26 protein-coding genes and 2 pseudogenes are annotated in these 22,456 nt (G+C 32.3%); all 28 read right to left on the reverse strand.

The features are described 5' to 3' along the window. Positions 1–442: 442 nt before the first annotated feature. A complete protein-coding gene (locus JJC03_RS15375; protein WP_235873602.1) occupies positions 443–874 on the reverse strand; it encodes an ATP-binding cassette domain-containing protein in 432 nt (143 codons plus the stop codon). Further along, entirely contained in the window at positions 861–1,457 is a 597-nt protein-coding gene (locus JJC03_RS15380; RefSeq protein WP_235873603.1) for an ATP-binding cassette domain-containing protein, read from the reverse strand. Before JJC03_RS15380 ends, JJC03_RS15375 begins: the two co-directional genes overlap by 14 nt. Before the next feature lie 138 nt (positions 1,458–1,595). Further along, complete coding sequence (locus JJC03_RS18335) at positions 1,596–2,132, reverse strand: ABC transporter transmembrane domain-containing protein (RefSeq protein WP_258932636.1); 537 nt, start codon at positions 2,130–2,132, stop codon at positions 1,596–1,598. A gap of 141 nt (positions 2,133–2,273) precedes the next feature. Next, positions 2,274–2,609 (reverse strand): annotated as a pseudogene (locus tag JJC03_RS18340) (cysteine peptidase family C39 domain-containing protein); the annotation flags it as partial. Between the two features lie 26 nt (positions 2,610–2,635). Continuing rightward, a complete protein-coding gene (locus JJC03_RS15390; protein ID WP_235873605.1) occupies positions 2,636–3,964 on the reverse strand; it encodes a radical SAM/SPASM domain-containing protein in 1,329 nt (442 codons plus the stop codon). A gap of 87 nt (positions 3,965–4,051) precedes the next feature. Further along, on the reverse strand, positions 4,052–4,291 hold the full coding sequence (locus JJC03_RS15395; RefSeq protein WP_235873606.1) for a hypothetical protein: 240 nt from the start codon (positions 4,289–4,291) through the stop codon (positions 4,052–4,054). Positions 4,292–4,456: 165 nt separating this feature from the next. Next, positions 4,457–4,687 carry a hypothetical protein gene (locus JJC03_RS15400; RefSeq protein WP_088398855.1) on the reverse strand — a complete coding sequence of 77 codons (231 nt, stop codon included), beginning with the start codon at positions 4,685–4,687 and terminating at the stop codon, positions 4,457–4,459. A 307-nt stretch (positions 4,688–4,994) separates the two neighbouring features. Further along, positions 4,995–7,217, reverse strand: coding sequence for a TonB-dependent receptor domain-containing protein (locus JJC03_RS15405; RefSeq protein WP_235873607.1), 2,223 nt, complete (start codon positions 7,215–7,217; stop codon positions 4,995–4,997). 548 nt (positions 7,218–7,765) lie between these two features. Continuing rightward, positions 7,766–9,956 (reverse strand): annotated as a pseudogene (locus JJC03_RS15410) (glutamine synthetase III family protein). Positions 9,957–10,457: 501 nt separating this feature from the next. Further along, positions 10,458–11,126, reverse strand: coding sequence for a formyltransferase family protein (locus tag JJC03_RS15415; RefSeq protein WP_235873608.1), 669 nt, complete (start codon positions 11,124–11,126; stop codon positions 10,458–10,460). Beyond that, positions 11,123–12,238 (reverse strand): GNAT family N-acetyltransferase, encoded by a 1,116-nt coding sequence (locus JJC03_RS15420; RefSeq protein ID WP_235873609.1) that lies wholly within the window; start codon positions 12,236–12,238, stop codon positions 11,123–11,125. Before JJC03_RS15420 ends, JJC03_RS15415 begins: the two co-directional genes overlap by 4 nt. A 609-nt stretch (positions 12,239–12,847) precedes the next feature. Beyond that, entirely contained in the window at positions 12,848–13,501 is a 654-nt protein-coding gene (locus tag JJC03_RS15425; protein ID WP_235873610.1) for a hypothetical protein, read from the reverse strand. 2 nt (positions 13,502–13,503) lie between these two features. After that, entirely contained in the window at positions 13,504–13,827 is a 324-nt protein-coding gene (locus tag JJC03_RS15430) for a hypothetical protein (protein ID WP_235873611.1), read from the reverse strand. A gap of 3 nt (positions 13,828–13,830) precedes the next feature. After that, complete coding sequence (locus tag JJC03_RS15435) at positions 13,831–14,232, reverse strand: hypothetical protein (protein WP_235873612.1); 402 nt, start codon at positions 14,230–14,232, stop codon at positions 13,831–13,833. 2 nt (positions 14,233–14,234) lie between these two features. After that, on the reverse strand, positions 14,235–14,507 hold the full coding sequence (locus JJC03_RS15440; RefSeq protein WP_235873613.1) for a hypothetical protein: 273 nt from the start codon (positions 14,505–14,507) through the stop codon (positions 14,235–14,237). Between the two features lie 32 nt (positions 14,508–14,539). Further along, a complete protein-coding gene (locus tag JJC03_RS15445; protein ID WP_235873614.1) occupies positions 14,540–15,013 on the reverse strand; it encodes a hypothetical protein in 474 nt (157 codons plus the stop codon). A 50-nt stretch (positions 15,014–15,063) separates the two neighbouring features. Next, complete coding sequence (locus JJC03_RS15450; RefSeq protein WP_235873615.1) at positions 15,064–15,489, reverse strand: hypothetical protein; 426 nt, start codon at positions 15,487–15,489, stop codon at positions 15,064–15,066. A gap of 210 nt (positions 15,490–15,699) precedes the next feature. Next, positions 15,700–16,203 (reverse strand): hypothetical protein, encoded by a 504-nt coding sequence (locus tag JJC03_RS15455; RefSeq protein ID WP_235873616.1) that lies wholly within the window; start codon positions 16,201–16,203, stop codon positions 15,700–15,702. A 282-nt stretch (positions 16,204–16,485) separates the two neighbouring features. Then, positions 16,486–17,082 carry a hypothetical protein gene (locus JJC03_RS15460; RefSeq protein ID WP_235873617.1) on the reverse strand — a complete coding sequence of 199 codons (597 nt, stop codon included), beginning with the start codon at positions 17,080–17,082 and terminating at the stop codon, positions 16,486–16,488. Positions 17,083–17,084: 2 nt separating this feature from the next. Beyond that, positions 17,085–17,309 (reverse strand): hypothetical protein, encoded by a 225-nt coding sequence (locus JJC03_RS15465; protein ID WP_235873618.1) that lies wholly within the window; start codon positions 17,307–17,309, stop codon positions 17,085–17,087. Positions 17,310–17,316: 7 nt separating this feature from the next. Beyond that, positions 17,317–17,850 carry a hypothetical protein gene (locus JJC03_RS15470; RefSeq protein ID WP_235873619.1) on the reverse strand — a complete coding sequence of 178 codons (534 nt, stop codon included), beginning with the start codon at positions 17,848–17,850 and terminating at the stop codon, positions 17,317–17,319. Then, on the reverse strand, positions 17,850–18,815 hold the full coding sequence (locus JJC03_RS15475; protein WP_235873620.1) for a DUF3568 domain-containing protein: 966 nt from the start codon (positions 18,813–18,815) through the stop codon (positions 17,850–17,852). The genes JJC03_RS15470 and JJC03_RS15475 overlap by 1 nt, the downstream gene beginning before the upstream one ends. Continuing rightward, positions 18,815–19,123, reverse strand: a complete 309-nt coding sequence (locus JJC03_RS18345; RefSeq protein ID WP_309597810.1) for a DUF6046 domain-containing protein — start codon at positions 19,121–19,123, stop codon at positions 18,815–18,817. The genes JJC03_RS15475 and JJC03_RS18345 overlap by 1 nt, the downstream gene beginning before the upstream one ends. An 8-nt stretch (positions 19,124–19,131) precedes the next feature. Then, entirely contained in the window at positions 19,132–19,413 is a 282-nt protein-coding gene (locus JJC03_RS18350) for a hypothetical protein (RefSeq protein ID WP_258931976.1), read from the reverse strand. Next, positions 19,413–19,700 carry a hypothetical protein gene (locus tag JJC03_RS15485; RefSeq protein WP_235873621.1) on the reverse strand — a complete coding sequence of 96 codons (288 nt, stop codon included), beginning with the start codon at positions 19,698–19,700 and terminating at the stop codon, positions 19,413–19,415. The genes JJC03_RS18350 and JJC03_RS15485 overlap by 1 nt, the downstream gene beginning before the upstream one ends. Before the next feature lie 16 nt (positions 19,701–19,716). Next, the gene (locus JJC03_RS15490; RefSeq protein WP_235873622.1) at positions 19,717–21,225 is read right to left on the reverse strand and encodes a tape measure protein; all 1,509 of its coding nucleotides are present in this window, start codon (positions 21,223–21,225) and stop codon (positions 19,717–19,719) included. Positions 21,226–21,432: 207 nt separating this feature from the next. Further along, positions 21,433–21,972, reverse strand: coding sequence for a hypothetical protein (locus tag JJC03_RS15495; protein WP_235873623.1), 540 nt, complete (start codon positions 21,970–21,972; stop codon positions 21,433–21,435). Between the two features lie 133 nt (positions 21,973–22,105). Then, positions 22,106–22,456 (reverse strand): hypothetical protein, encoded by a 351-nt coding sequence (locus tag JJC03_RS15500; protein ID WP_258931977.1) that lies wholly within the window; start codon positions 22,454–22,456, stop codon positions 22,106–22,108.

The following is a 22,456-nucleotide window of genomic DNA, read 5'->3' on the forward strand; positions in this document are numbered from 1 at the left end:
AGTACCTCTATAAAGATTATTTAATTATCAAAGAGCTATATATTTAGAAGCCTATAATTTTATTTTAGGCAGATCTAAAATGAAGGATTTTTATTTTTTTAAAAACTCTAAAAGATATAAAAATGAAAAGAAGCTATATCTTTATAAATCACTTTTTAAATACTAAAAACATCACTTATTTTACTTTATAATCTTTTTAGAGTTTTCATCTAAGGGTGTCCAATCCCTCTTCCAATTTTAACTGTAATTTTACTATTTCTATTTATAATATCAAAGAATAGCAATCTATATTAGAATAATAAAATGTTTTTAATTATTACTAATCAAGAAGTTTTTACAGGGCGCAATTTACTTTCTTCAAAATTAATTTATTTGAGGTTTTTCCGTATATTTTGTTAAATTTAATCAATCTTTATTTAGGTGTCTTTTGTCATAATTTTGTTTAGTTTCCTAATTCTAATTGATTTTTAACTAAGTTAAAATAATCTCCTTTTTTATCAACTAGCTCCTGATGACTCCCTTTTTCTACTAATTGACCTTGTTTTAATACTATAATTTGATCAGCATTTTTTACTGTTGATAAGCGATGCGCTATAATAACAACAGTTTTTCCTTTAAAAAATTCTTGTAAATTATCATGAATTATTTTTTCATTTTCTGCATCTAATGCTGAAGTCGCTTCATCAAAAAAGATAAATTCTGGATTTTTATAAACAGCACGAGCTATTAAAATTCGTTGTTTTTGTCCTCCACTAAGTTCTATTCCTGAATTTCCTACTTTAGTATTAAATCCCATAGGTAGTACTTTTATTAATTCTAATATATTGGCTATTTTCGCTGCGTTTATTAATTGATCTTCATCAATTTTTTTCATCTGCTATCGCTATATTTTCTGCAATTGTACCACTAAATATTTTTCCTTCTTGTAAAACAATTCCACATTTTTTTCTCCAATGATTAGCTTTAACTTTTTCTAAATCTAATTCATCTAAATAAATATTTCCTTTTGTAGGAGGATAATAAGAAAGTAGTAGTTTTAAAAGAGATGTTTTTCCACTACCACTTGACCCTACAATTGCAGTAATACTATTTTCAGGAATTGAAAAAGAAATATTTTCTAAAACAAATGGATTAAAATTTCCTGGGTATTTAAAAGAAACTTCTTCTATTTTTATAGTCTGGAAGGAAGTATTTTCAATATGTATTTTTTGATTATTGTCTTCTTCTTTATTATCATAAATTTCACTTATCCTCTTATTGGCAATCGTTGCATCTTGAGTATCTCTAACAAATCCAACTAAATTCTGAATAGGATTTGTTAACTGACCTATAACATATGAAATACTCAATAGGGTCCCTATTGTCATTTCTCCTTTTATAATTAGGTAAGCACAAATGGCAACAGCTATAATTTCTTTAAACTTACTTAAAAATTCAACACCTATATTTTGATACATATTTAAAAATAAATTGCGAAGTTCTAACTTGTTTAATTTTTTTTGACATTCAATATTTTATTAACTGTCTTATCCTGCGCATGATTTATTTTTATTTCAGGCATATTCATTATAAACTCATAAATACCATTACTATTTTCAGATTGCCCTAAGAACATAGCGTATTCTAACATTGCTCTTTTTGTAAAAAAAGATTACCCAAATGATTGAGAATACTGACAATGTCATGTATATACTAAATATAATAGGATTGAAATAACAAAGTAAACTACTAAATATAAGTATATTAAGTATACTTAAACTGAAATCAATTCCTTTCCAAGTAATAAAATTTTGTATTTTATTCTGATCTTGAATGCGTTGTAAAGTTTCTGTATTGAGTCTGGTATCAAAAAATCGTATAGGTAAACGCATTAATTTTAGCAATAAGTTTTCTTTTAATTGAATACTTAATTTATAATTAATTTTTGTTAAAAGTAAAGTACTTGAAAAATCAGATATAAAACTGGATATAAAAAGCACCATTTGAGCTACTAAAAAATAATAAACTATATTAATATTTTTTAAAACAATACCAGAATCAATGATTTTTTGAAAAGTAAATGGAATAAAAAAAGAAGTTATTAAACTAACTATTAGTAGTATAACAGAACTTATGTATTTCCATCTATTCAATTTTAAAAATGAAAAAGCAGTTTTGAATGAATCCGATTTTAATAATGTTTTTTTTGCTTCTTCTTGCCATTCAAATTTTTTAAAATTCTCAGTTTCTTGAAATACAATTCCAACTCCTTTTTCATTATTTCCTTGCCACTCTTTTAGAAAAATATTATTTTCTAAAATTATTTTGCCATAACCTGGATCAAGTATATGATATACTATTTCATTCTTTTTTTTTGTTATTTTTTCAAGTACAACAAAGTGTTCTTGCTTCCAAAATAAAATTGAGGGCAAAGGAATTTCTTCAAGTTGCTGTTGTGTCAGTTTTAAAGGAACTGCTTGAAATCCTATATTTGATGCTACCTCTATAATATCTTGAATAGACACTCCTATTCTAGTAAATTCAAACTGTTCTTTTACTTGTAATAAAGAAACTTTTTTTCCATAGTAGCTAATGATCATAGCTAAACATGCCGCACCACAATCAGTACTTTCAAGTTGATTAAAAAAAAGTTATTTTAGGCTTCTTGTAATGTAGCATTTTCTTGTAATATTTGCTCTATTTTAGTTAAAACAACTTTGTCTTTTTCTGATTCATCTCCATGAAAAACGCAATAATCTTTTCCTACATTTTCCATAGCATGTTGTGTACATCCACCATTGCAAAGAGGCATAATTCTACAAGTAAGACAGGGTTTATTTTTAAATTTAGAATCCATTCTTTTATCTAAATAACCATTTTCCCAGATTAAATCTCCTTCCTGTGAAATATAACCAGCTCTATTTTCTGAAAGAAAATCTCTTGCAGTACATTTAAATAAATCTCCATTATAGTTTATAGTTGCACTATTTCTTTTATCAGCATAACAAGAAGCTTTTACATTATCTGGAGAATAGATCATATTTGTTCTAAAACCTTTTGATTCCATAATAGATATATTATCCATTAAAACCTTATTACTATCATCTAATTGATCATTTTGCCATACACGGTGAAAGTCTATCAGTAATTTTTTTCTTTTAATTTCTATTGGAAGGTCTTCAAAATCATTAATAATTTTGAAACAATTATGAATATTTTTGTCCGTATAGTTTATACGAAGTGTAATATTAAAACGCTCATTTAAAAGCAATTTTTTAATATTAGCTATAATTTCGTTGTAACTTCCTTTCTTTTTATTTACAAACCGAACTTCATCATGTTCTTCTTTATAACCATCTAGAGTAATTTGTAAACTAGCATACATATCATATTTTTTGAAATATTCTATAAAATAATCATTAACGAGATACCCATTTGTTGTAAAACTAATTGAATATTTTTTATTATGATAATTACACTCTTCTCTTAGATGATCTATTAATGGAGCTACATTCATTTTGAAGTACAATAAAGGTTCTCCTCCAAAAAATGATAATGAGAAATATTCCATTTCAGGTTTTGAAATTGTTTTTGTAACAAACTTTTTTACTGAATCTAAAACTGAATAATCTAATTTGGAATCTTTTATATGAGTTTCATAACAATACCAGCACTTGAAATTACAATTCATTGTAGGATTTACTGTAAGTAAAAAGGTAGAATAGTTTTCATCTACTTTTATACTGATTTCTCTTAGTTTTTCTGTTTCATCTATATTACTGTTAATGATGAAGTTATTTTCTGATAAGTATTCAAAAAAAGTAGGGTGTATTTCTTTTAAATTGCTAATACCTTCTATAATAGAAGCTTCTAAAATTTCTTTTAATTCTCTTTCTATAAAAAGAAATTTTTGTTCTAATGAATTGTATAAGGCATATTTTCCTTGATAAGGTAATATGCTATTAAAGCGACTATATTTTTTCATGTTTTTAGTCTAATTAGTTTGTAAAATTAAAATAAGACTCGCCTGCCTCTATCTCATAAAGATATAAAAGAATTTCCTTAATAAATTTTATTTAGTAGTTGATCCACAACCTGGTACACAGTTACCTATACAGTTAGTATTTTTCCCTTTTTCTTTACTTGGTTTTTGTTTTTTACAAGTAGCTGCTGCACAATTTCCTCCATGACAATTATTAGCTATATTTGATTCTTGATAATCTGTATCTACTATACTAAATATAGAAGAAAAGCCTCCTACTAATTTTTGATTATCTGCCTGATCTAGTCTTTCAAAATTTAAAATTTTCATAGATTGCACCTTTTTAAAAGGAGAACTGTTCGAAAAGTAGTTATATATTTAAATAGGAAATACGTAATCGTTTTAATTATATCATAATCACTTTTTATTTATTTCTTCTTATTAGAAATAGTTATAACACTTTCCGAACAACTCCTTTTTATTTTAACTTAATTATTAAGCTTCTAATGTTGTTGTACTAGTATCACCTCCGCAACCTGCAACACAGTTACCGCTTTGGCAATTATTTGTCTGACCACACTTATAATAATTATCTCCGTCTCTTAACAAACCTCCTACTGCATTTATTGTTAAAGCTGCGGAAAAGCCTCCTTTTAATGTTTCTCCATTAATTTCAAGAGTTTCAAATTTTGATAGATCAAATTTTTCAGTTTTATTTGTTTTCATTTTTACTAGAATAAATATTATTATTTTATTTCTGCTTATTATTTCACCGAACAGTCGGTTAATTTGCGCAAATAAGTATTTAGAATTCCTGTTTTTTGCATTGTACACTACAAATCACAGGGATTTAAATATTTTTAGTTTGTTCTATTTTTTTCTTCTTCATTACTTACCTTACGATTTTTACTATTTATTTTAGTGCTTCCCCATTTATATACTAACTGTAAGTTTATGTAACGAGAATCATAGTATCCTTTATATTTAGTATCAATATTATTTCGAATACTTAATGTATTAATATCATTCGTTTTTAATACATTTTCAATAGTAATGGTTGCCTGTAATTTTTTTCTAAAAAGGAAGCTTTTCCATAAAGACTTATTAATGTTCTTCCGTAATTATATACTAAATCTCCTGATTTATAAGGTAAAGTATAACTTAGATCAAATCCAGCAGAAATCGTTTTATTTTTGTTTAAGACAAAATTATTGTTAGTATTTACTTGCGCTCCAAAACCTTCATTACTTATAGGTGTAAGTGGATAGACTTTAGAATCAGAATGTTGAAAATAGATATAAATACTATTTTGGTTTTCCCACCAACTCTTTTTTCTGTAATTAATCATTTGATTAAAAGCTATGTTATAACTATCAAAATAATTAAGTTGTGTTACTTTTTGTAAGTATTCATTAGAACTAAGAATGACTACTTGTCCGAAATTGTTAGTTTCTTTTGAAAATGAAAAGCTTGATCCAATATTATCTTTATAATTAAAATTTAATTCAAAATTATTTGAGATACAAGGTCTCAAATTAGGATTCCCTTCTGAGTAAGAAAAATTTGATGTATACCATCTGAAAGGATTTAAATTAGAAAAACTAGGTCTATAAATTCTTTTAGAATAATTTATAGAAATGGATTTATTATCATTTATTTTATACATTAGATATAAAGTAGGAAAAAATTGAGTATAGTTTATGTTATTTATTTGATTTAAAGTAATAGAATTTCCCATAGTTTGTGTATTTTCAACTCGTAAACCTATTTGGGTTTCCCATTTTTCTTTATCAAAAGATTTATTTCCTGAAATGTAAACTGCTTGTGTATTTTCTTTAAATTCAAAAATATTACTTTGATTTGTATCCAAAATTAAGGCTCCTGTAGTGGTATCAAATAAGTCTATACTATTTTTAGTATTTGAAAATGAAAATCGCATACCATAGTTTAGATTAATCCATTTTAATGGATGTTGCATATCTAATTGGGTAGAAATGTTATTAATATTTTGATTGGTTTTGTTTAGGGTACTTTGAAATCCTGAGATAGGTAGTCCTAAAGTAATAGTATTAAAATCACGATAAACATTTGATTTATAGGCTAAATAATCAATATCTATGCTTAATTTTCTGCCGATTGTATCTAAATCTATATTGGAATGAAAATTAAAGGAATTTAATTCTTTTTTTCTTTTACTCTCCCCTTTTGAACTTATATTACCTGTATATTGTTGTGTAATATTATCTGTAAGAGTTACTTTACTAGAGTCATCAATATTTGGCTTGTTAACATTACCTATATATTGTATTCCAATACTCCATTTTTTATTTATTTGATAATCATAACCTAAACGATTACTCCAAACATTAGTATAGTATTTTCCTTCTCCTCTATTTTGCCATTGTTGATTTGGATAATAAATAGTGGAATTTTCAATGCCTTTATAACTGCCATTTGAATAAAGTGTACTAATTACAAAACTATTTTTGTTCTTTTTGTAAGTGAAGGTAGTTCCCAAACCACCTGTTGTAAAAGAACTTTGTCTAAAGTTAGTTTTAATGCTTGCATTCCAATTATCATTTTTTGTTTTTTTAAGAATGATATTTACTAAACCACTATTTCCCTCTGCGCTATACTTTGCTGGTGGAGTGGTTATTACTTCAATAGATTTTATGTTATCAGCAGAAATAGTTTTAAGATAATTTGTTAAATCATCTCCTGATAGTTGCATTAATCTACCGTCTATCATTAATCCCATTCTACTTTTTCCTATCATTGTTATGCCATCATTTTGCACTTGTATTCCAGGTGTTACTTTGAGAGCTTCTAGAGCATCTCCACTTGCAGCTCTAGTAGAATTTTGCACATTAAAAACTACTCGATCTACCTTCCTTTCTATTATTTTTTTAGGAGTAATTATAGAAACTTCATTTAGCTTTTTTGTAATTTCTGGGTATAAGATTCCTAGATTTATGTCTTGATCTAATTTAATGCTCTTTTCTATTAAAATAGTCTCTAATTGTTTAATTTGTATTGTATAATTACCTTTCTCACTTATTAGTTTAAAATCACCTTGCTCGTTTATTAATTGACTAATAATTGCTTTATTTTCTGAAGTTAATAAAATAACTTCAGCCATTGTTATAGGTTGATTGTTCTCTTTCATTAGTTTACCTGTAATCACAAATTGTGCATTAGTAACTATCGAGTTTCCTATAATAAATAGTAAAAAAATAATTTGTTTTAATTGTTGCATTCTTTTTTAAAATATATTTTATTTAGCTTTTTGCTAACCCATTTAAAACCAATATGTAGTCTTTTCTAAAATATCTTTAATTAAAATTTCTTGAAATTTATTTGACTTTTCCCAAACGATTCAAATAATTTCTAATATTTAATTTGCTGTGGACTTTATATTTTTTCAAAAACTCTAAAAGATATAAAAGTTTTAAAAGCTATCTTTTATTAATAGAATAATACTTTTTACACTTTCATAATCTTTTTAGAGATTTTGCTTAAGGGTGTCCAATCCTTATTCATTTTAATTGTATTGTGTTATTTTAATATCTCTAAGATAAAAAATAACCATTCTTAGTGAGAACTAATGATTTTATTAATATAAATAATTGTTAATCAATTAGTTTTATAGAATAGTGAAATTTACTTGGTTTGATTTTAAGTTAATTGAGGTTTTTCCGTACATTTTGTTAAAATATACATGTTTTACAGCTATTGTATTAAAAAAAAAAAGAGCCTTAAAAAAGGCTCTTTTTGTTAATGATTTTGTATTTATAATTAACAAGCTTATCTTGTAAATAACAATTCTCTATATTTTGTTAATGTCCATAATTCATCATCAACTAATAACTCTAATTTATCACAATGTTCACGAATAATATCAAAATAAGGTTTTACGTTATCGCAATATGCGTCTGCCATCGCTTCAGAAGAATTTAAATTATTTGCTTTTTTACGCTCTTCTATCATTTGATCTACATTTTTATTTATACCTTCAATATGAGCTGAAATTTCTTTTATTAAACCAATTTGTTCTTTTGCTACATTTTCAAAATCAGAGCCAAATATTTCTTTTAATCCTTTTACATTCTCAATTAGGATATTTTGATAACGAATAGCAGTTGGAATTACATGATTACGAGCAATATCTCCTAAAACTCTTCCTTCAATTTGAATTTTCTTAGTGTATTCTTCTAATTCAATTTCATAACGTGCTTCTACTTCTACATGGTTCATTACTCCCATCTCTTCAAATAGCTTAACTGCTTTTTCTGAAACTTTTGCTTTTAAAGCTTTTGGAGTAGTTTTATGGTTGCTTAAACCTCTTTTTTCTGCTTCTTCTTCCCAAGCATCACTATAACCATCTCCTTCAAATAAGATATTTTTAGTTTGCTTAATATACTCTCTTAATATATTAAAAATTGCTTCATCTTTTTTCAATCCTTTTTCCTCTATTAAGTTATCTACTTCTAGTTTAAATACTTTTAATTGTTTTGCTACAATTGTATTTAAAGTAGCCATAGAAGTAGCACAATTAGCTGAAGAACCTACTGCTCTAAATTCAAACTTGTTACCTGTAAAAGCAAATGGAGATGTTCTGTTTCGATCTGTATTATCTAAAAATACATCTGGTAGTCTACCTACAACATTTAATTTTAAATCTGTTTTTTCCTCTGGTGATAGTTTACCATTTGATACACCTTCTAATTCTTCTAATACTTTAGTTAATTGTTGACCAATGAATACAGATATAATAGCAGGAGGAGCTTCATTTGCTCCTAATCTATGGTCATTACTTGCAGAAGCAATAGAAGCTCTTAATAATTCTTCATAATCGTGTACAGCTTTAATTGTATTTATAAAAAATGTCAAGAATTGTAAATTACTCATTGGAGTTTTTCCTGGTGATAATAAATTTACTCCTGTATCAGTTGCTAATGACCAGTTATTATGTTTTCCTGAACCATTTACTCCCTTAAAAGGTTTTTCATGCATTAACACTTTAAAGCTATGACGTTCAGCTACTTTCTGCATTACATCCATTAATAAAGAGTTATGATCTACTGCTAAGTTAGTTTCTTCAAAAATAGGTGCTAATTCGTATTGATTAGGAGCTACTTCGTTATGACGTGTTTTAACTGGAATTCCTAATAACATACATTCATTTTCTAAATCACGCATATAATTTAGAACTCTAGTTGGAATAGAACCAAAGTAATGATCTTCTAATTGTTGTCCTTTAGCAGAAGTATGACCTAACAATGTCCTTCCTGTAGCTAAAATATCGGGTCTAGATGATGCTAAAGCTGAATCAACTAAAAAATATTCTTGCTCCCAACCTAAGGTAGGAGTCACTTTTTTAACATTTTTATCAAAATATTTAGCAACTTCAGTTGCTGCTGTATCAACTGCTTGTAAAGCGCGTAATAAAGGTGTTTTATTATCTAATGCTTCCCCTGTATATGAAATAAAAACAGTAGGAATACATAAAGTAGTACCAAAAATAAAAGCAGGAGATGTAGGATCCCAAGCTGTATATCCACGAGCTTCAAATGTATTTCTGATACCTCCATTAGGAAAAGAAGAAGCATCTGGTTCTTGTTGTACTAATTGACTCCCCTCCAAATTTTTCTACTGGATCTGAACCATCAAAAGAGGTTTCGAAAAACGCATCATGTTTTTCTGCTGTAGTTCCTGTTAAGGGTTGAAACCAGTGTGTATAATGAGTCACTCCTTTTGATAAAGCCCATTCTTTCATTCCCATTGCTATATAATCAGCAATTTTTCTATCAATTTTTATTCCATGCTGAATAGCATTCTGAACTGCTTTGTAAGCTTCAGATGTCAAAAACTGACGCATTGCTTTATCATTAAATACATTAGTACCAAAAATGGCTGACTTTCTATCTAGTTCTTCCACTACTACAGTTGGTCTACTAGTTGCTTTTTGAAGCGATTGAAAACGAAATGTTGTCATAAGAATGTTGTTAAGTAGTTTATTACTTTTAATTTTTACACAAAAGTAATTATTTTTTAAAAACAAAACACATAACCCCCTTTGTTTTTATACATATTATGGTAAAATTAAACAAAAATACCTATACCCCCCTGATTTTACATAGTATTGAACTTATATTTTTAGTTAACAGATGAAATCTAGTAGAATTTAAAATAATTAGTATAAAAAAAGTACTTTAAATTACACTACCTTAAATCAAGTTTATTGACTAGACAAAACAGAAACTATATGATCATAAGTAAGAAATGAAATACTATTAATGCTTATAAAAACAAAAAAAGATAATACAAATGTTTAAAAAGTATTTAAACACTTAAAAATTAGATTTTTATATAAAAATATAATCGAAAAATTGAAATGTGACTTTTCTAAATCGAAATGTGTCATTTTTTTGACAAATATAGCCAAAACTTTAAATCCGGTTTAAACATAATTTAAAAGCCCCTTAATTGGGGCTTTTTATGTGCTTGGAGAGGCGTTTTGCTCAATCATAAGTAAATCGGGCTTATAAACGTCTTTAATGTCAGTATTAGGCTCAAAAGTGCTAAACTCACTACGCTGTGGTTTTTTTATTATTATGCCGTTGCTAATATCTTTAAGAGCTTGCTCAATTAGTCTTAGCCCCATAGATTGAAGTTCATGTTCCCACAACAATTTAGCGGCCTTTTTTGGCTCCATTGCGTACATTTTAGGGTCAATAAAGCAAAAGTCTTGGTAAGCTACATCACCGCAGTCAATGCCGTCATTTAACCAAAAAACAGTACCGCCGGTTATTGCGTCGCGCATCCTAACTGCCCACTCAATAGATGAGCGGCCACGATGACGAGGCAATAAACTTGGGTGAAAACCAATCCAACCGACTTTAGCTTTATAACGGGTTTTACGGCCTATATAATCAAACGAGTGCGCCGTTATGCCTACGTCAACATTATCAGGGAACGTGTCGGCCGTTAAAGTTCCAGCCGGAACGTGTTTTATACCAAAAGTATGCGCCGTTTTAGTTACGTGTTTGTCGTCTAATGGAGAGCAAACGCCAACAACCTCGACAAACTCAAGCCTATTGCATAACGATAAAACTTGGTCTCCAAAATATTTTTGTCCCGATATAAATACTCTTAATTTCTTCATTTTCCTAAATATTTAAACGCCTGAACCGCCCTAAAGTGGCCGCCGTATCCACAGCCTTTTATACCCTGTTTTTTTCCCGTTTTTAAAATACTCTTTTGGCTTCTTATTTTGTTGTCGCCGTGCAATTTTGCCGCCGTTTGGTTCCATAGTTTTGAATGTCGTAAATAGCCGCATAACTGCGGGTGTGATGTATGAAAAAAAGTGTAATACTTATGGCCGCAACGCCCGTTGCCGTCTAAGTGGTATTGCATAACCTCGTTCAAAAAAGCGGTTCCAACTCCGGCACCTTGCCACTCCGGCATTACTACCAAACGAGTTGCGCGGTATGCCTTTGCCGTAAACAACGGGCAAACGGCCAAGTGAGCCACAAGCTCGCCGTTAACAGTTCCGACGAAATACTCAGCCGCCGGCGGGTGTGGTAAGTCTAAATAATAATGCTCTTTAAAATACTTCCAGTAACTTCCGTTTGTCTTCCAAATGTCGAGTTTAATAGGCGGTCGTTTTTGGACTTTTTTTACTTCACCGGTTCGGGTATCATAAACCCAATCCGGTTGCAACCATTCAACAATATCATAATGGCAAGAAAGTAAAACGATTTGCTTATTATCGTTTCGTTTCCACGATTTAGCAAAAGCCGCCGCACCAATTTGGGCGATTTGTCTATCAACTACACTCGTAAACTCGTCAATAACTACTTTGTCCGGTGCATCACAAATTAATCGAGCCAATCCGGCGCGATATTGTTCCCCGTTAGACAAAGCCCCAAAAGGTCGAAGCCAAGTGGGCACGTCTCCAAGCCCTACAGCGGACAAAGCGGCCGTAACTTCATTTAAGGCCATTTGCGGAGCGATATTCTCAACAATAGGTAAACTATTATCCCAACCCGAGTAAAGGTCGTGAATAGCTAAATTTGGCCAAATCTGACGACCTATTGACGTTTTACCTGAACCGGACGCACCGACAATAAGCCCAATTTGCCAATCATTATCCTCTACTGGTAACTCGGCGGTGTGCTTCCATTCGTGGCCATTTTCAGCGTTAAACAATGATTTTACTTTTTGCGCTCTGAAACTATTAAAGTTTTTAGAGCTATGGTTTACTTCAATTTTCATACACTTACAACTTTTAAATCTTTAAACCCCATTTCTTTAAGTTTCTCAAATACTTGCTTTTGCTCCGTTTCGCTACTACATTTCACTATAACGGCATGCTGTTCTTTATAATTAAATTTCGCCATTCGTTTTTGATTAATGATTGATTTATTAAAATTGATGATTATATTTGCACCTCTCAGGTTAATTTAAAAATAGTAAAGCCACGCATTAAGAAGACATATTGTCCTCCAACGCGTGGCTTTGTTGCTATAAATTAAATTACCCTGAGAAAGTTTTTAATTTGTTGGAGGACTTTTTTTTATTCCCGCCCCCTGGGAATGTTTATTCCAATTGCTTCAATTTTTCTAAAAAGTATTTCACAATAAGCTCATACAATGATGTCGCAAACAAATACGTAAACAAATAACTGTTTAGGCACTTTTGACCGCAACCATCAATGATGTAAAAAATTGATGAGAATACCAACGAGGCAATTAACACTTTGTAGGTGTCCTTAATTTTGACCGGTTTAGTGTATTTTGTGATAAATAAACCTCCAACGATAATGATTGCCAATAACAAATAGTTTAAATTGGCGTTTAAAAACTGTATCATATTATAATAATTTTACCAAGTTGCTAATGCACTTCTTACCCACGTGTTTGTGGCTGTACAAACATATATATAGGTTGGCGTTACTCTAATTTCTCCTAATTTCCCTTCCGAGTTAGAAGATGCAGGTGCCTTAGTTCCTATTAGAGATATAGTGCCAGAAGCATCTGGAAAATTCACTTCTAAAGCACCTGTGACATTACTCGCAACATCAATATGCCTGTATATGCTGGGAGATTTCCAAAATCGAATTTTATTATCTTCATAAGATACATAAGTATAATCAGGCCTTGTAAATTCTAGCCTGTTTTTCCATAACAACATCATCGTATAAGTCGACGGATTCTTGAAATCAAACTGCATGATATAATCACCCTGTATACTTGTCTGATTAGATGCGGATAAAGCCGAAAAAGAAGCATTCGTTAAATTAATAGGTAATGTGGAGGAATTGCCAGATGTTAATACTTGCTGTATAGTTGGAGAACCAGCAATACTGCTACGTGACACTTCTTTAACTACTTTGTCCGAACCGCGTACTAAAACCTTATCAACAACATCTCCAGCGGGTACATTGTTTAATTGCAAGTTCTTTGTAATAATCTGATTAGTCTGTGCTTTTGCTATCATCCCGATAGCAAAAAAGCATAATATAAATACTCTTTTCATACTTATTTTAAATTTATGGAGGTTTCAATACCATAACTTTCCAATAATTGAGGGGATCCTCCTAAATAATTACCCTGAATAAATTGCCCTTCAACAAATCCTTGAACAAAGTCGCCAACCTCTAAAGTTGTATTGTCATGGTTAGGCAGAACTTTGTATATTGTGAATTCACCCGGTTTAATAATTTTAGCATATTTAACGGCTTTTACAACGGCATTAAACTCATTAGCAAACAACACGTTTTTTTTTGGCAATCCTGCTACAGCGTTTAACTTTGATACGCTGTCTTCTTTAATTTCAATTTGTTCTATTTCTATTTCTTTCATGTGTTAAAAATTTAATGGAACTAATGCTTCCTTATATTTTATGAATTGATACTTTATTCTCAAATCATTTAATTTTATTTCTAATAGTGTTACGTTTTCCCCTAAATTATTTAATGCTTCGATTTCCAATATTAAATTGCCCACTTCTTTTTGAATAGTTGATAATTTTGGTGTGTTGAATTCATTTTCAAACACATCCATCTCTATGTCATCCCTTTCTACAAGTTGACCGTCAACAATTTTCAAAGGGCAAACTCCAAACATAAAATCAGGAATGGCGTCCTCAGCCATTACCAAAGGGTTGCCTTCTAGTCCTGAAGCTTGCAATTCTTTCAAACTTAGAGCTACACTTTCCCACTGTATAAATGGTTTTTTTTCTAGTGCTTGAGCTTTATAGTATATCATAGTTATAGTGATATAATTAAATATTCAAATCGTATGTTTTGACCACCTCCAAACGGCTCATAACCGCCTAGTCTGAACCTAGTAGGCTCGTGGGCCGCGGTAAACCAAACAATTAAGTCCTCTGCCGCATTACCGTAAGGTCTAAAAGAGTGAATTGTGCCCAAAACCATATAATTACTAGTTCCTATATTAGGAAAATTAATATAAACAGTTGCCGTTAAGTCGTTTGGAAAATCTCCTAATATCGCTACACCTTTATACAAATAATTAAGCAAGTTGGCTGGTTTATTTTTTATATACCCTCCACTTAAAGAGTTTGAATCGTTCCAATCGGGTTGCTGTAAAAATTCAACTTATTCAACAATGATAAAGTGAAATTATTATCTGTATGAACATAATTAGGATCAATAACAATTCCTGCAGGTAATGAAAATGCAGAAAGTTCTTTGATTGTTTTAAGTGGTGCCAACTCCGAAAAATTGAAAATATCAATCCCACCAGTTCCGCACATTGCGTAAATAGTTCGGTACGCTGGCAAACTATCTAATACCGTATCATCGTTTGCATCTGTATTGTAATTTACATTTTCAAACGCTTCAACAATAGTAACAGTAGAAGCATAGTTACCACCTTGAAATGGTATAATTTCGCCATTGTAAGTAATGAAACCATTTGATACTACACCTGCAGTATTTACAACTCCAGTAATAATGGTTTTGTCTCCTGCTAATTGCGCCAAAGCTCCAAGTGGTTCACGGAACGCATCCTGTATAAAACGCAAGGTTTTATTTGTGCCAGGAAAGCCAGTTGCCGATACGATTAATTTGTTACCTAAACCCATAATATCTTATAATTTTTAACGAATAGTTTGTAATAATCTAGTTGCGCTCTCATTTTAATTAAAAAGGCATTTTCTTCTTGTGTGTTGGTTGGTTTCAAATTAATTGGCACTAACACCAAAAAGTCTGCTCCATCTCCAATAAACTCACTTTCCTCACGAAAATAAACGGGCTTGTTATCGCTTTCTTCATAAAACAATACTGGTTTATTTTCTTCGGGTTCATAGAACCATAATGGCTCTCTCAAAACGGCATTTCTTATAATAATTCGTCTTTCTGTATTATCAAAAATATCATTCAATACAGCTTGTAAATTGCATATTTGGCTGTTATGGTCTAACTTATAAAGCGACTCTTTTCTAAAATCCAAAAACTCGAGGTGTAACCAAATAATCGGCTTAAAAAATACCTCGAACAATTTTATATATTTAAACTTTCGGCAAAAGACCGGAAGATTAATTATTATAAAAGTTCGCCAGTTTATACTGTATGCGTTTTCCATTATTCTGAATACGGTATATAGTTAATTAACAAATTTGGCTCGTCAAGTTTCATATACCCCGCGTCGGCAATTCTTATCTCATTTATTGCCCCTACGTTTTGTATGTCAGGCGTTGTGTAATCATAATCACCATATTTTGAAAAGGCCTCTTTTATGACCCGGCAATATTACTCCTGGTACTTGTTGCAACTTGTCAACTAAATAGGTCAAAACAAGCTTTCCGTTTTCAAAATCAATAGACTTTAAGTACTTGTTAATTTGGCTTATTACTGGGCTTTGTTCAGTTCCGTCAAGCCTTGAACCATCGGCCGCCAAAACCAAAGGATTGTAATAAATATCCAATTTCAATTTTAGCATATCGGCGTTGCCGGTTGTTACATTTACCACGGTTCCGGCGTCTGCAACATTTTTGTTAAAATAATCGCTTAACGCGGTCACTTGCTCAGGTATTAGAGGAACGTACTCTCCGTTTACAGTTCTAACAACTTTTAACCTTAAAGTCCCATAACCGTTTTGTACAACTCGAACCGTTGCCGCATTACTTACAATTTTAGCCGCTGTAATTTGAGCGTCCGTAAGCCCTGATAAATCATAATAATCTTTCTCAAAGACCAATGGAATACCGTACATAAAGGCAAGAGCTTTTTCGCGGTACCACTTTGGTGTATGTATGCGCGATTCCGCGATTCGTTTTTCAACTTCTTTTTAAAAGTATCCCAGTATTGCTCTTGTACGAATTGGGCAAAAGAGTAAATCCAAACCCATAAGCGCCAAACTGCCGCTTTGCTAGTACTGTTTATATTGTTAAACGCTTTTTCATCATCCGTTAAAATTTCCAAAGTGGAAAGCTCCCGGCTTGCGCTTTTGCGTCTAAAATAGTTTTTTGAATTTCGTTTATATTTCTTGACATACTTATAACATTATTGGGAACTCATAGGCAAACAAATCTTGTAAGGTCTGTTTTTCCATTGTATCAAAACCGGCGGCCGGTATTAATTTTTTGTTTTGGTAAAACTCTACTATATCATTCTCTTTTGCGATTTCATTTGGTACATTTAACTGATCACCGGGCGACAACATTTCAGTAATACTGATATTATTTTCTACAGCTATTGCCAAAATACCGCGTAAGGTTCCGCAATGGTGCAAAGTGAAATCTAAAAGGCTTTGGTTATGTAGGATTGTTTTTTGCATTTTTGAGCTGTTTATTTTCTTTTTTAACTCCGTTATCTCTCTTTCAAGAAGCCTAATTTTACGGTCTTTTAACTGGTTTTCCTCCTCTAAAATCTGAACCTTTCTTTGCATAATTTGTTCAAACTCGATATACTTTTTTTCATATCGTCGCTCCAAATCGTCAAGCATACCCCGGTAATGGTTTGATAGTTTTATATCATTTTCAATAGCTGTGTTTTCTACATCAACTTTATACTTACTTCGAGTAAATAAAAATGTAATAATCCCTGCACCGCCTGTCGACGTTAAAAGTGCCGTAAAAAAAGTTAAACTCATAGTTAAGTAATTGTATGCGTTATTGTTCCAGTAACCGGACCACCACCTGACGGGGCGACTAAACCGGTCGTATAATTTATTTTTGCTTCTTTAATTTCTTCAATAATTGCCTTTGCCAATTTTGAGGCAAAGTTTTGTTTTGAGGCATTTGGATTATCATTTTCCTGTTGGCACTCGTCCAATATGGCGACAATCTTATTTGTTAATCTTTGCTCGTTTAAAGGCATTTTAAAATCATTTTAAAAATTGATTAATTCGGTTTTCAACATCAACGAAATCGGCAATATTTACAAGTTGAATTGTAGAGCCGGTATTTGTCGTAAATTTTAATTTCTTACACGCTTTTACTAAATCGGCCATTATTTTTTTAAGGGTTTCGTTTTCCTTTTTAAGAAGAAAACCCTCTTGGTCAATCTCAAACTCTACCTTATCGCGTTTAAACAAAAATTTATCTTTATCAATAAATAACTGCGATTGTTCAATGTTAAAATCTAAACTTTCAACCTCAGAGTATGCCTCAATATAAAGCTGCTTTAAATCCTCATTAATTGGGCTTACTAAAACAGAGCTCCCGACTTTAGGAAACAAGAAAAACGCTTTCCCGTTTGCCTTTATAACAGATGATAGTCTTACGTTTGTGTATTCGAGAGCATCGTCTTTAACCTTACAGGTTCCGGACGATTTATCAATTGAGATAACTTCAACCGGGAACGTATCGACGTCCCTTTGTTTAAGTTTTCTAAATGCGTCTTGTAGCTCTTTTTCCATTACAGTCTATTACCTATCGTTACCTTTCGACGAGCTCCTCCGGTTCCAAACGTGGTGACTACTTTTTTAATAAAATAGTTTCCCTCTCTGTTTGGGTGTTCGCTGTCCAAAATTTTTGCTTTCATTCCCCTGGTGGCGAATGGAATTAAAAAGCCTGTAACATCGCCCTCGAAACCGTCATATTTCAATTTTTCAATTTCGGCTTTTGCCATTTCCTCCAATTTTTTAGTGTCAGAAATAACAGAGGTATGGTAAGTTCTTTGCTCCCCGTCAGGGTCACCAACTTCAATACTTTGCCGCTTGTTTTCTTTGTCTATGTACGTGTACTTAATTTTTATTTTCCTGTCCTCTTTGGTTTTAAACTCGAGGTTATTTTCAACTAAATTGTAGTTTAGATCATAAACCACAGTTTGGCTAACATTTGTGAGTTGTTCTAGACCGCAATACAATTTGCCCGCGTCATCAATGAAAACAGACATTAGTAAATCTTTTTTCAAACTCTCAAGAACCTGAGCACCGTTTGCGTTTTTGATAATCCATTTATCTAACTTAACGTGCGGTATATTATCGGCCAATTGTACCGGAGTATCTTTTACAACCTCCTTTAAAATTTCTTTCATTGTGGTACTTTCCCAACTCTTTGTTATGTTCTTACGTCTAAGCAACCAAAGGGAGTCCTCGCAATGAATTTCAAGAGGTGTTTTAGGGCTAATCTTTTTTACAAAACCGGTAAACTCAACACCGGAGTATTTTCCCTCATAGGCCAAAGTGATAACAACTTTGTCGCCCACTTTAATTGCGTTTTCGGTATATTTTTGCTCGTCGTTCTGCCTTACTTTAAAGCGCGTTGGCAATTTTATTACTGCCGTGTCACTCATATCCTCAACCGATTTTGTTATTTCGATTTCGTGAATAGAGTTAAAAACGTACTCCCCAATTTCTACCTTACTATCAAGTATAAACATTAGCCTAATAAATTATTTTTCTCCGTGTCTTTTTCGTTTAAATCAGCGTAAAAATCTTGGTCGCTAATTGCCGAAATCGTGTAACTCTGTAGCCCTGATTCCCCAACCATTTCGTCAAACTTAATGTCTTCAATTGCTAGCTTTCTAATTCCAAAGAGCTCAAAAAAGGCATTCGATTCAATCTCGAGGGCATCGTCAATCTCGTATATATCGTTTAATATCGCCACTTGGTCAGCCGGGTAAAGTTCCGGTTCATCAATATTGATACAAACCCCTTTTATATTAATGACCTCGTCGTCTTTAGTAATAAATTCCTTTACGGTTCCTTTTCTTTTTTACCAACGGTGACCGTTTTAACAATGGTTTTAGTTCGAGAGATAGAAACTAACGGCTCATTTGGAAGCTCGAAAACTTGCCCTTTATAAGACAACTTTAGTTGCATAAAGTACTTGCCGCCTTTAACCTGCTCCGAATTAATGCCTCTTAAATCAGGCAATTCGAAAAACTTCTTGTTTGTTTTCCACCATTCCGGGAAACTTGGCCCGATATAATCATAAAATATACGGTACGTTAGTTGCCTTAAATCAATATTTGCCATTATCCTGTTTGCATTTGGTTTACGCTGTTAACAGCTCTTAATAACATTTCTTGAACTTTCTCGCCCAAATTGCTTAAGCCTTTCTCTGTACTTTCAACATAAATTTTAGTATCATCTTGAAGCTTTTCTATGTTGATTGTTATGTGAGTGATTTTAGAGCCTCCGGAAACAATAGAGTCCTTTTCTTTTTTCCCTTTACTGTCAGCTTTATCTTTTCCAAGACCTCCGCCTTTTTGTTTACTGAGAAAATCGTCATAAGCTCCTGTCCCGGTATCTTTTTGGCCCAAACCTCTAAACTTGTTTTTAAGCCCGGCGAAGTCTTTTTTTAATTCCCTCAGTATCGACTTTTATTCCTGCTTGGTTAAACTCATTTTTGGCGTTTTTGGCCGAGTCAAGCATTTTCTTATAACCGTCAGCAATTGACTTTTTACGGGCTTCAACATCGTTGTTTATTTCGGCAATCATCTTTTGATTTTCCGAACTGTCGCCCATACCAACGGCCTCCTTAAACTTATACCAACCGAGTTTAATTTTATCGATTCCGATCATTAAAACATTGACAAGAGTGTTGAAATTTGCCTTTACATAATCAGTATAAGCCTGCCAAAGAAATTTAGCCCCATTAACGGTATGCCTCCAACTTTCGCCCCAACCACTTGTATATTTTACGACCATTCCAATAACCATAATTATTGCCATTATGGCCATAACAATCCAACCTAATGGCGATATAGCAAAAACCAAATTCAAAGCCGCCCAAGCTATCACAGCCGCATAGATATAATCCGAAAAAGGCATTAACCATCCAATAACCGTAACTAAGCCGGTCGTTAACCAATCGATACCAACTAAAACCCAAGTCATAATATCCCCAAAGGATTGCATTGCGGTACCAGCGTCGGTAAACCCAAAAACGGCTTTTATTAGCTCACCCAAGGCAATTACAACCGGCTCAATCATTGTCCAAAGGATATTAAACCACTCTGATATATAAGGTAAATACTCCGTTAAAAAACCGAGACCGGCACTTAGTATTGAAATCACGGCCGTGAAAATCCCTCCAGATTCACCACCAACGGCAACTAAAAAGCTATTCCATTGGTCTCCTAAATTTGATATTTTACCCCCTAAAGTTTTAGAGATTGCCTCCATTGAACCGGCAACTCCTGTCATTTGTCCGTACTGCATTAAAGCGTCACGTATTGCCGACTCATTATTTTTAACCTCTTTGGTGACTCCTTTAAAAGATAAGGTTACTTTATCACCACTTTTTGAGGCTTTAATTCCGAACTCTTTTAGCCTTTCAAATTCACCTGTTTGAGCGTCGAGCATTGCTTCAGTTAATTGGTCAAAACTTTTGCCCTGAGAGCTTGCCAAATCGCCGAGTTTTGTCATTTCGTTTTTAGTTGGGTTGAAACCCCGGTTAACTAATTTGACAAATGCCCCGGTTAACTCGTTCAACTGGAACGGCGTTTTAGCTGCAAAATCGGTGAGCATATTTAAGGCGGCCGCTCCAACCTTATCGGATTGGAATGTATTGGTAAGAACTGCGTTAAACTTTTCATACTCCGACCGCGCCTCGATGACTTTGTTTGTAAATGAAAACACGGCGGCAATTGCAAAAACTGAGGCAATTAAGTTTTTTAGTTTGCCCAATGTATTGCCCAAGCCCGCTGATGTTTTATCAACTTTTTTCAAAGAGCCGTCCATACCGTCAATTTTATTCGTGGTAATGCCTACGGAACTAGCCAAGCTTCGCACGGCGGAGCTCGCATAGTCTTTCATTTTAATCATAAATTCGTAAGCATTCATTTTCTTATGGCTATATTTGTGAGCTTTTCTCCTCGTTCGTTCTTATGTAATGTAATTCTTGTATTGCCTCAGCCCATTCCACGTCGTTCAATTTATTAGGCTTAGGAATGTGCATGTAATACTTTAAATAGGCGTCAAATAATCTATAGTTGATATTTTCGGCCAGTTTAAAGGCCGAGGGGTCATTTTTGTCGATAACCGCCTCTTCTAAAGCTTTTTTAGGATTGCAACTTTTTTATTTTGTAGCTTTTCAATGGCTTGATAAAGTGGCATTCTAATTGAGGCGTCGTTTGTATCGTTAAAAGCGTCGTCTTTTTCAATACAAACCATATCAAATAATTTCTCTTGAGTAACAAAGGCTTTATTTGATGGATTTTTCTTTTCCGCGATTTTAATATCATCACGGCCAATAACTCTAATTTTACATTTAGCCTCACCAATTGTAATAATTGAGTTGTAACCTTCTTTTGTAATTTGTGCGTCATCGTAAATAAAGAATTCTTTTAACTCTTTACGTGCCGGGAAGAAATAATCATCATTTGTTTTAATTTCCTCGTCACCGCCAACGAACAATAAGTTTAGTAGAACCTCTCCAAAGGCAATCTCACCGTCATTTTGTAAAGCCGTAAATGCTCTTTTATAATCGGTCATTTTTGGCGTTCTTAAATACGCCTTTTTATCTTCAACCGGAAGCTCGTAAATGTCTCCGTGTTTTTCTTTTAACTCGTTAATTTGTTTTGGTGTCATTTATAAGTTGTTTTAAAAAAAGCCGCTCGCTTAAAGCGGCTTTTTATAGTTATGATCTAAATTTTTTATTGTTGTGGTTTTACGTCTAAAGCAATAAAAGGAAGCTCAACGGTCATGTTCTTATCACCTTGTTTCATGCCTTTTTATACTCTGTAAATTCGCAAGTTTGAATAACGTCCGTGACGCTTGGGTCTGATGGCGTAGCCGCAAAACTCCAAATAATATCGAAAGTCAATTTAAGGATGTCCTTGTCCGGGGCGTCGGCAGCCATTGCCTCAAGCTCGCTTTGCCAAACTGTAATTTTACCCTCGACATTGACGTCTCCCCTTAAAATCCTATGCCCTTTACTGCCTCGACCTCTCAATACTGACTTATCTTGTTTTTTGGTATATTCAACTTCAGAACACCCCTCAATAATTCTACCACCTATCGCAATGGAAATGTCATTCCAACCGAATTGTGCGCTGCTAACTGTATCTGCCAT

The sequence above is a fragment of the Flavobacterium oreochromis genome (assembly GCF_019565455.1).
GTDB lineage: Bacteria > Bacteroidota > Bacteroidia > Flavobacteriales > Flavobacteriaceae > Flavobacterium > Flavobacterium oreochromis.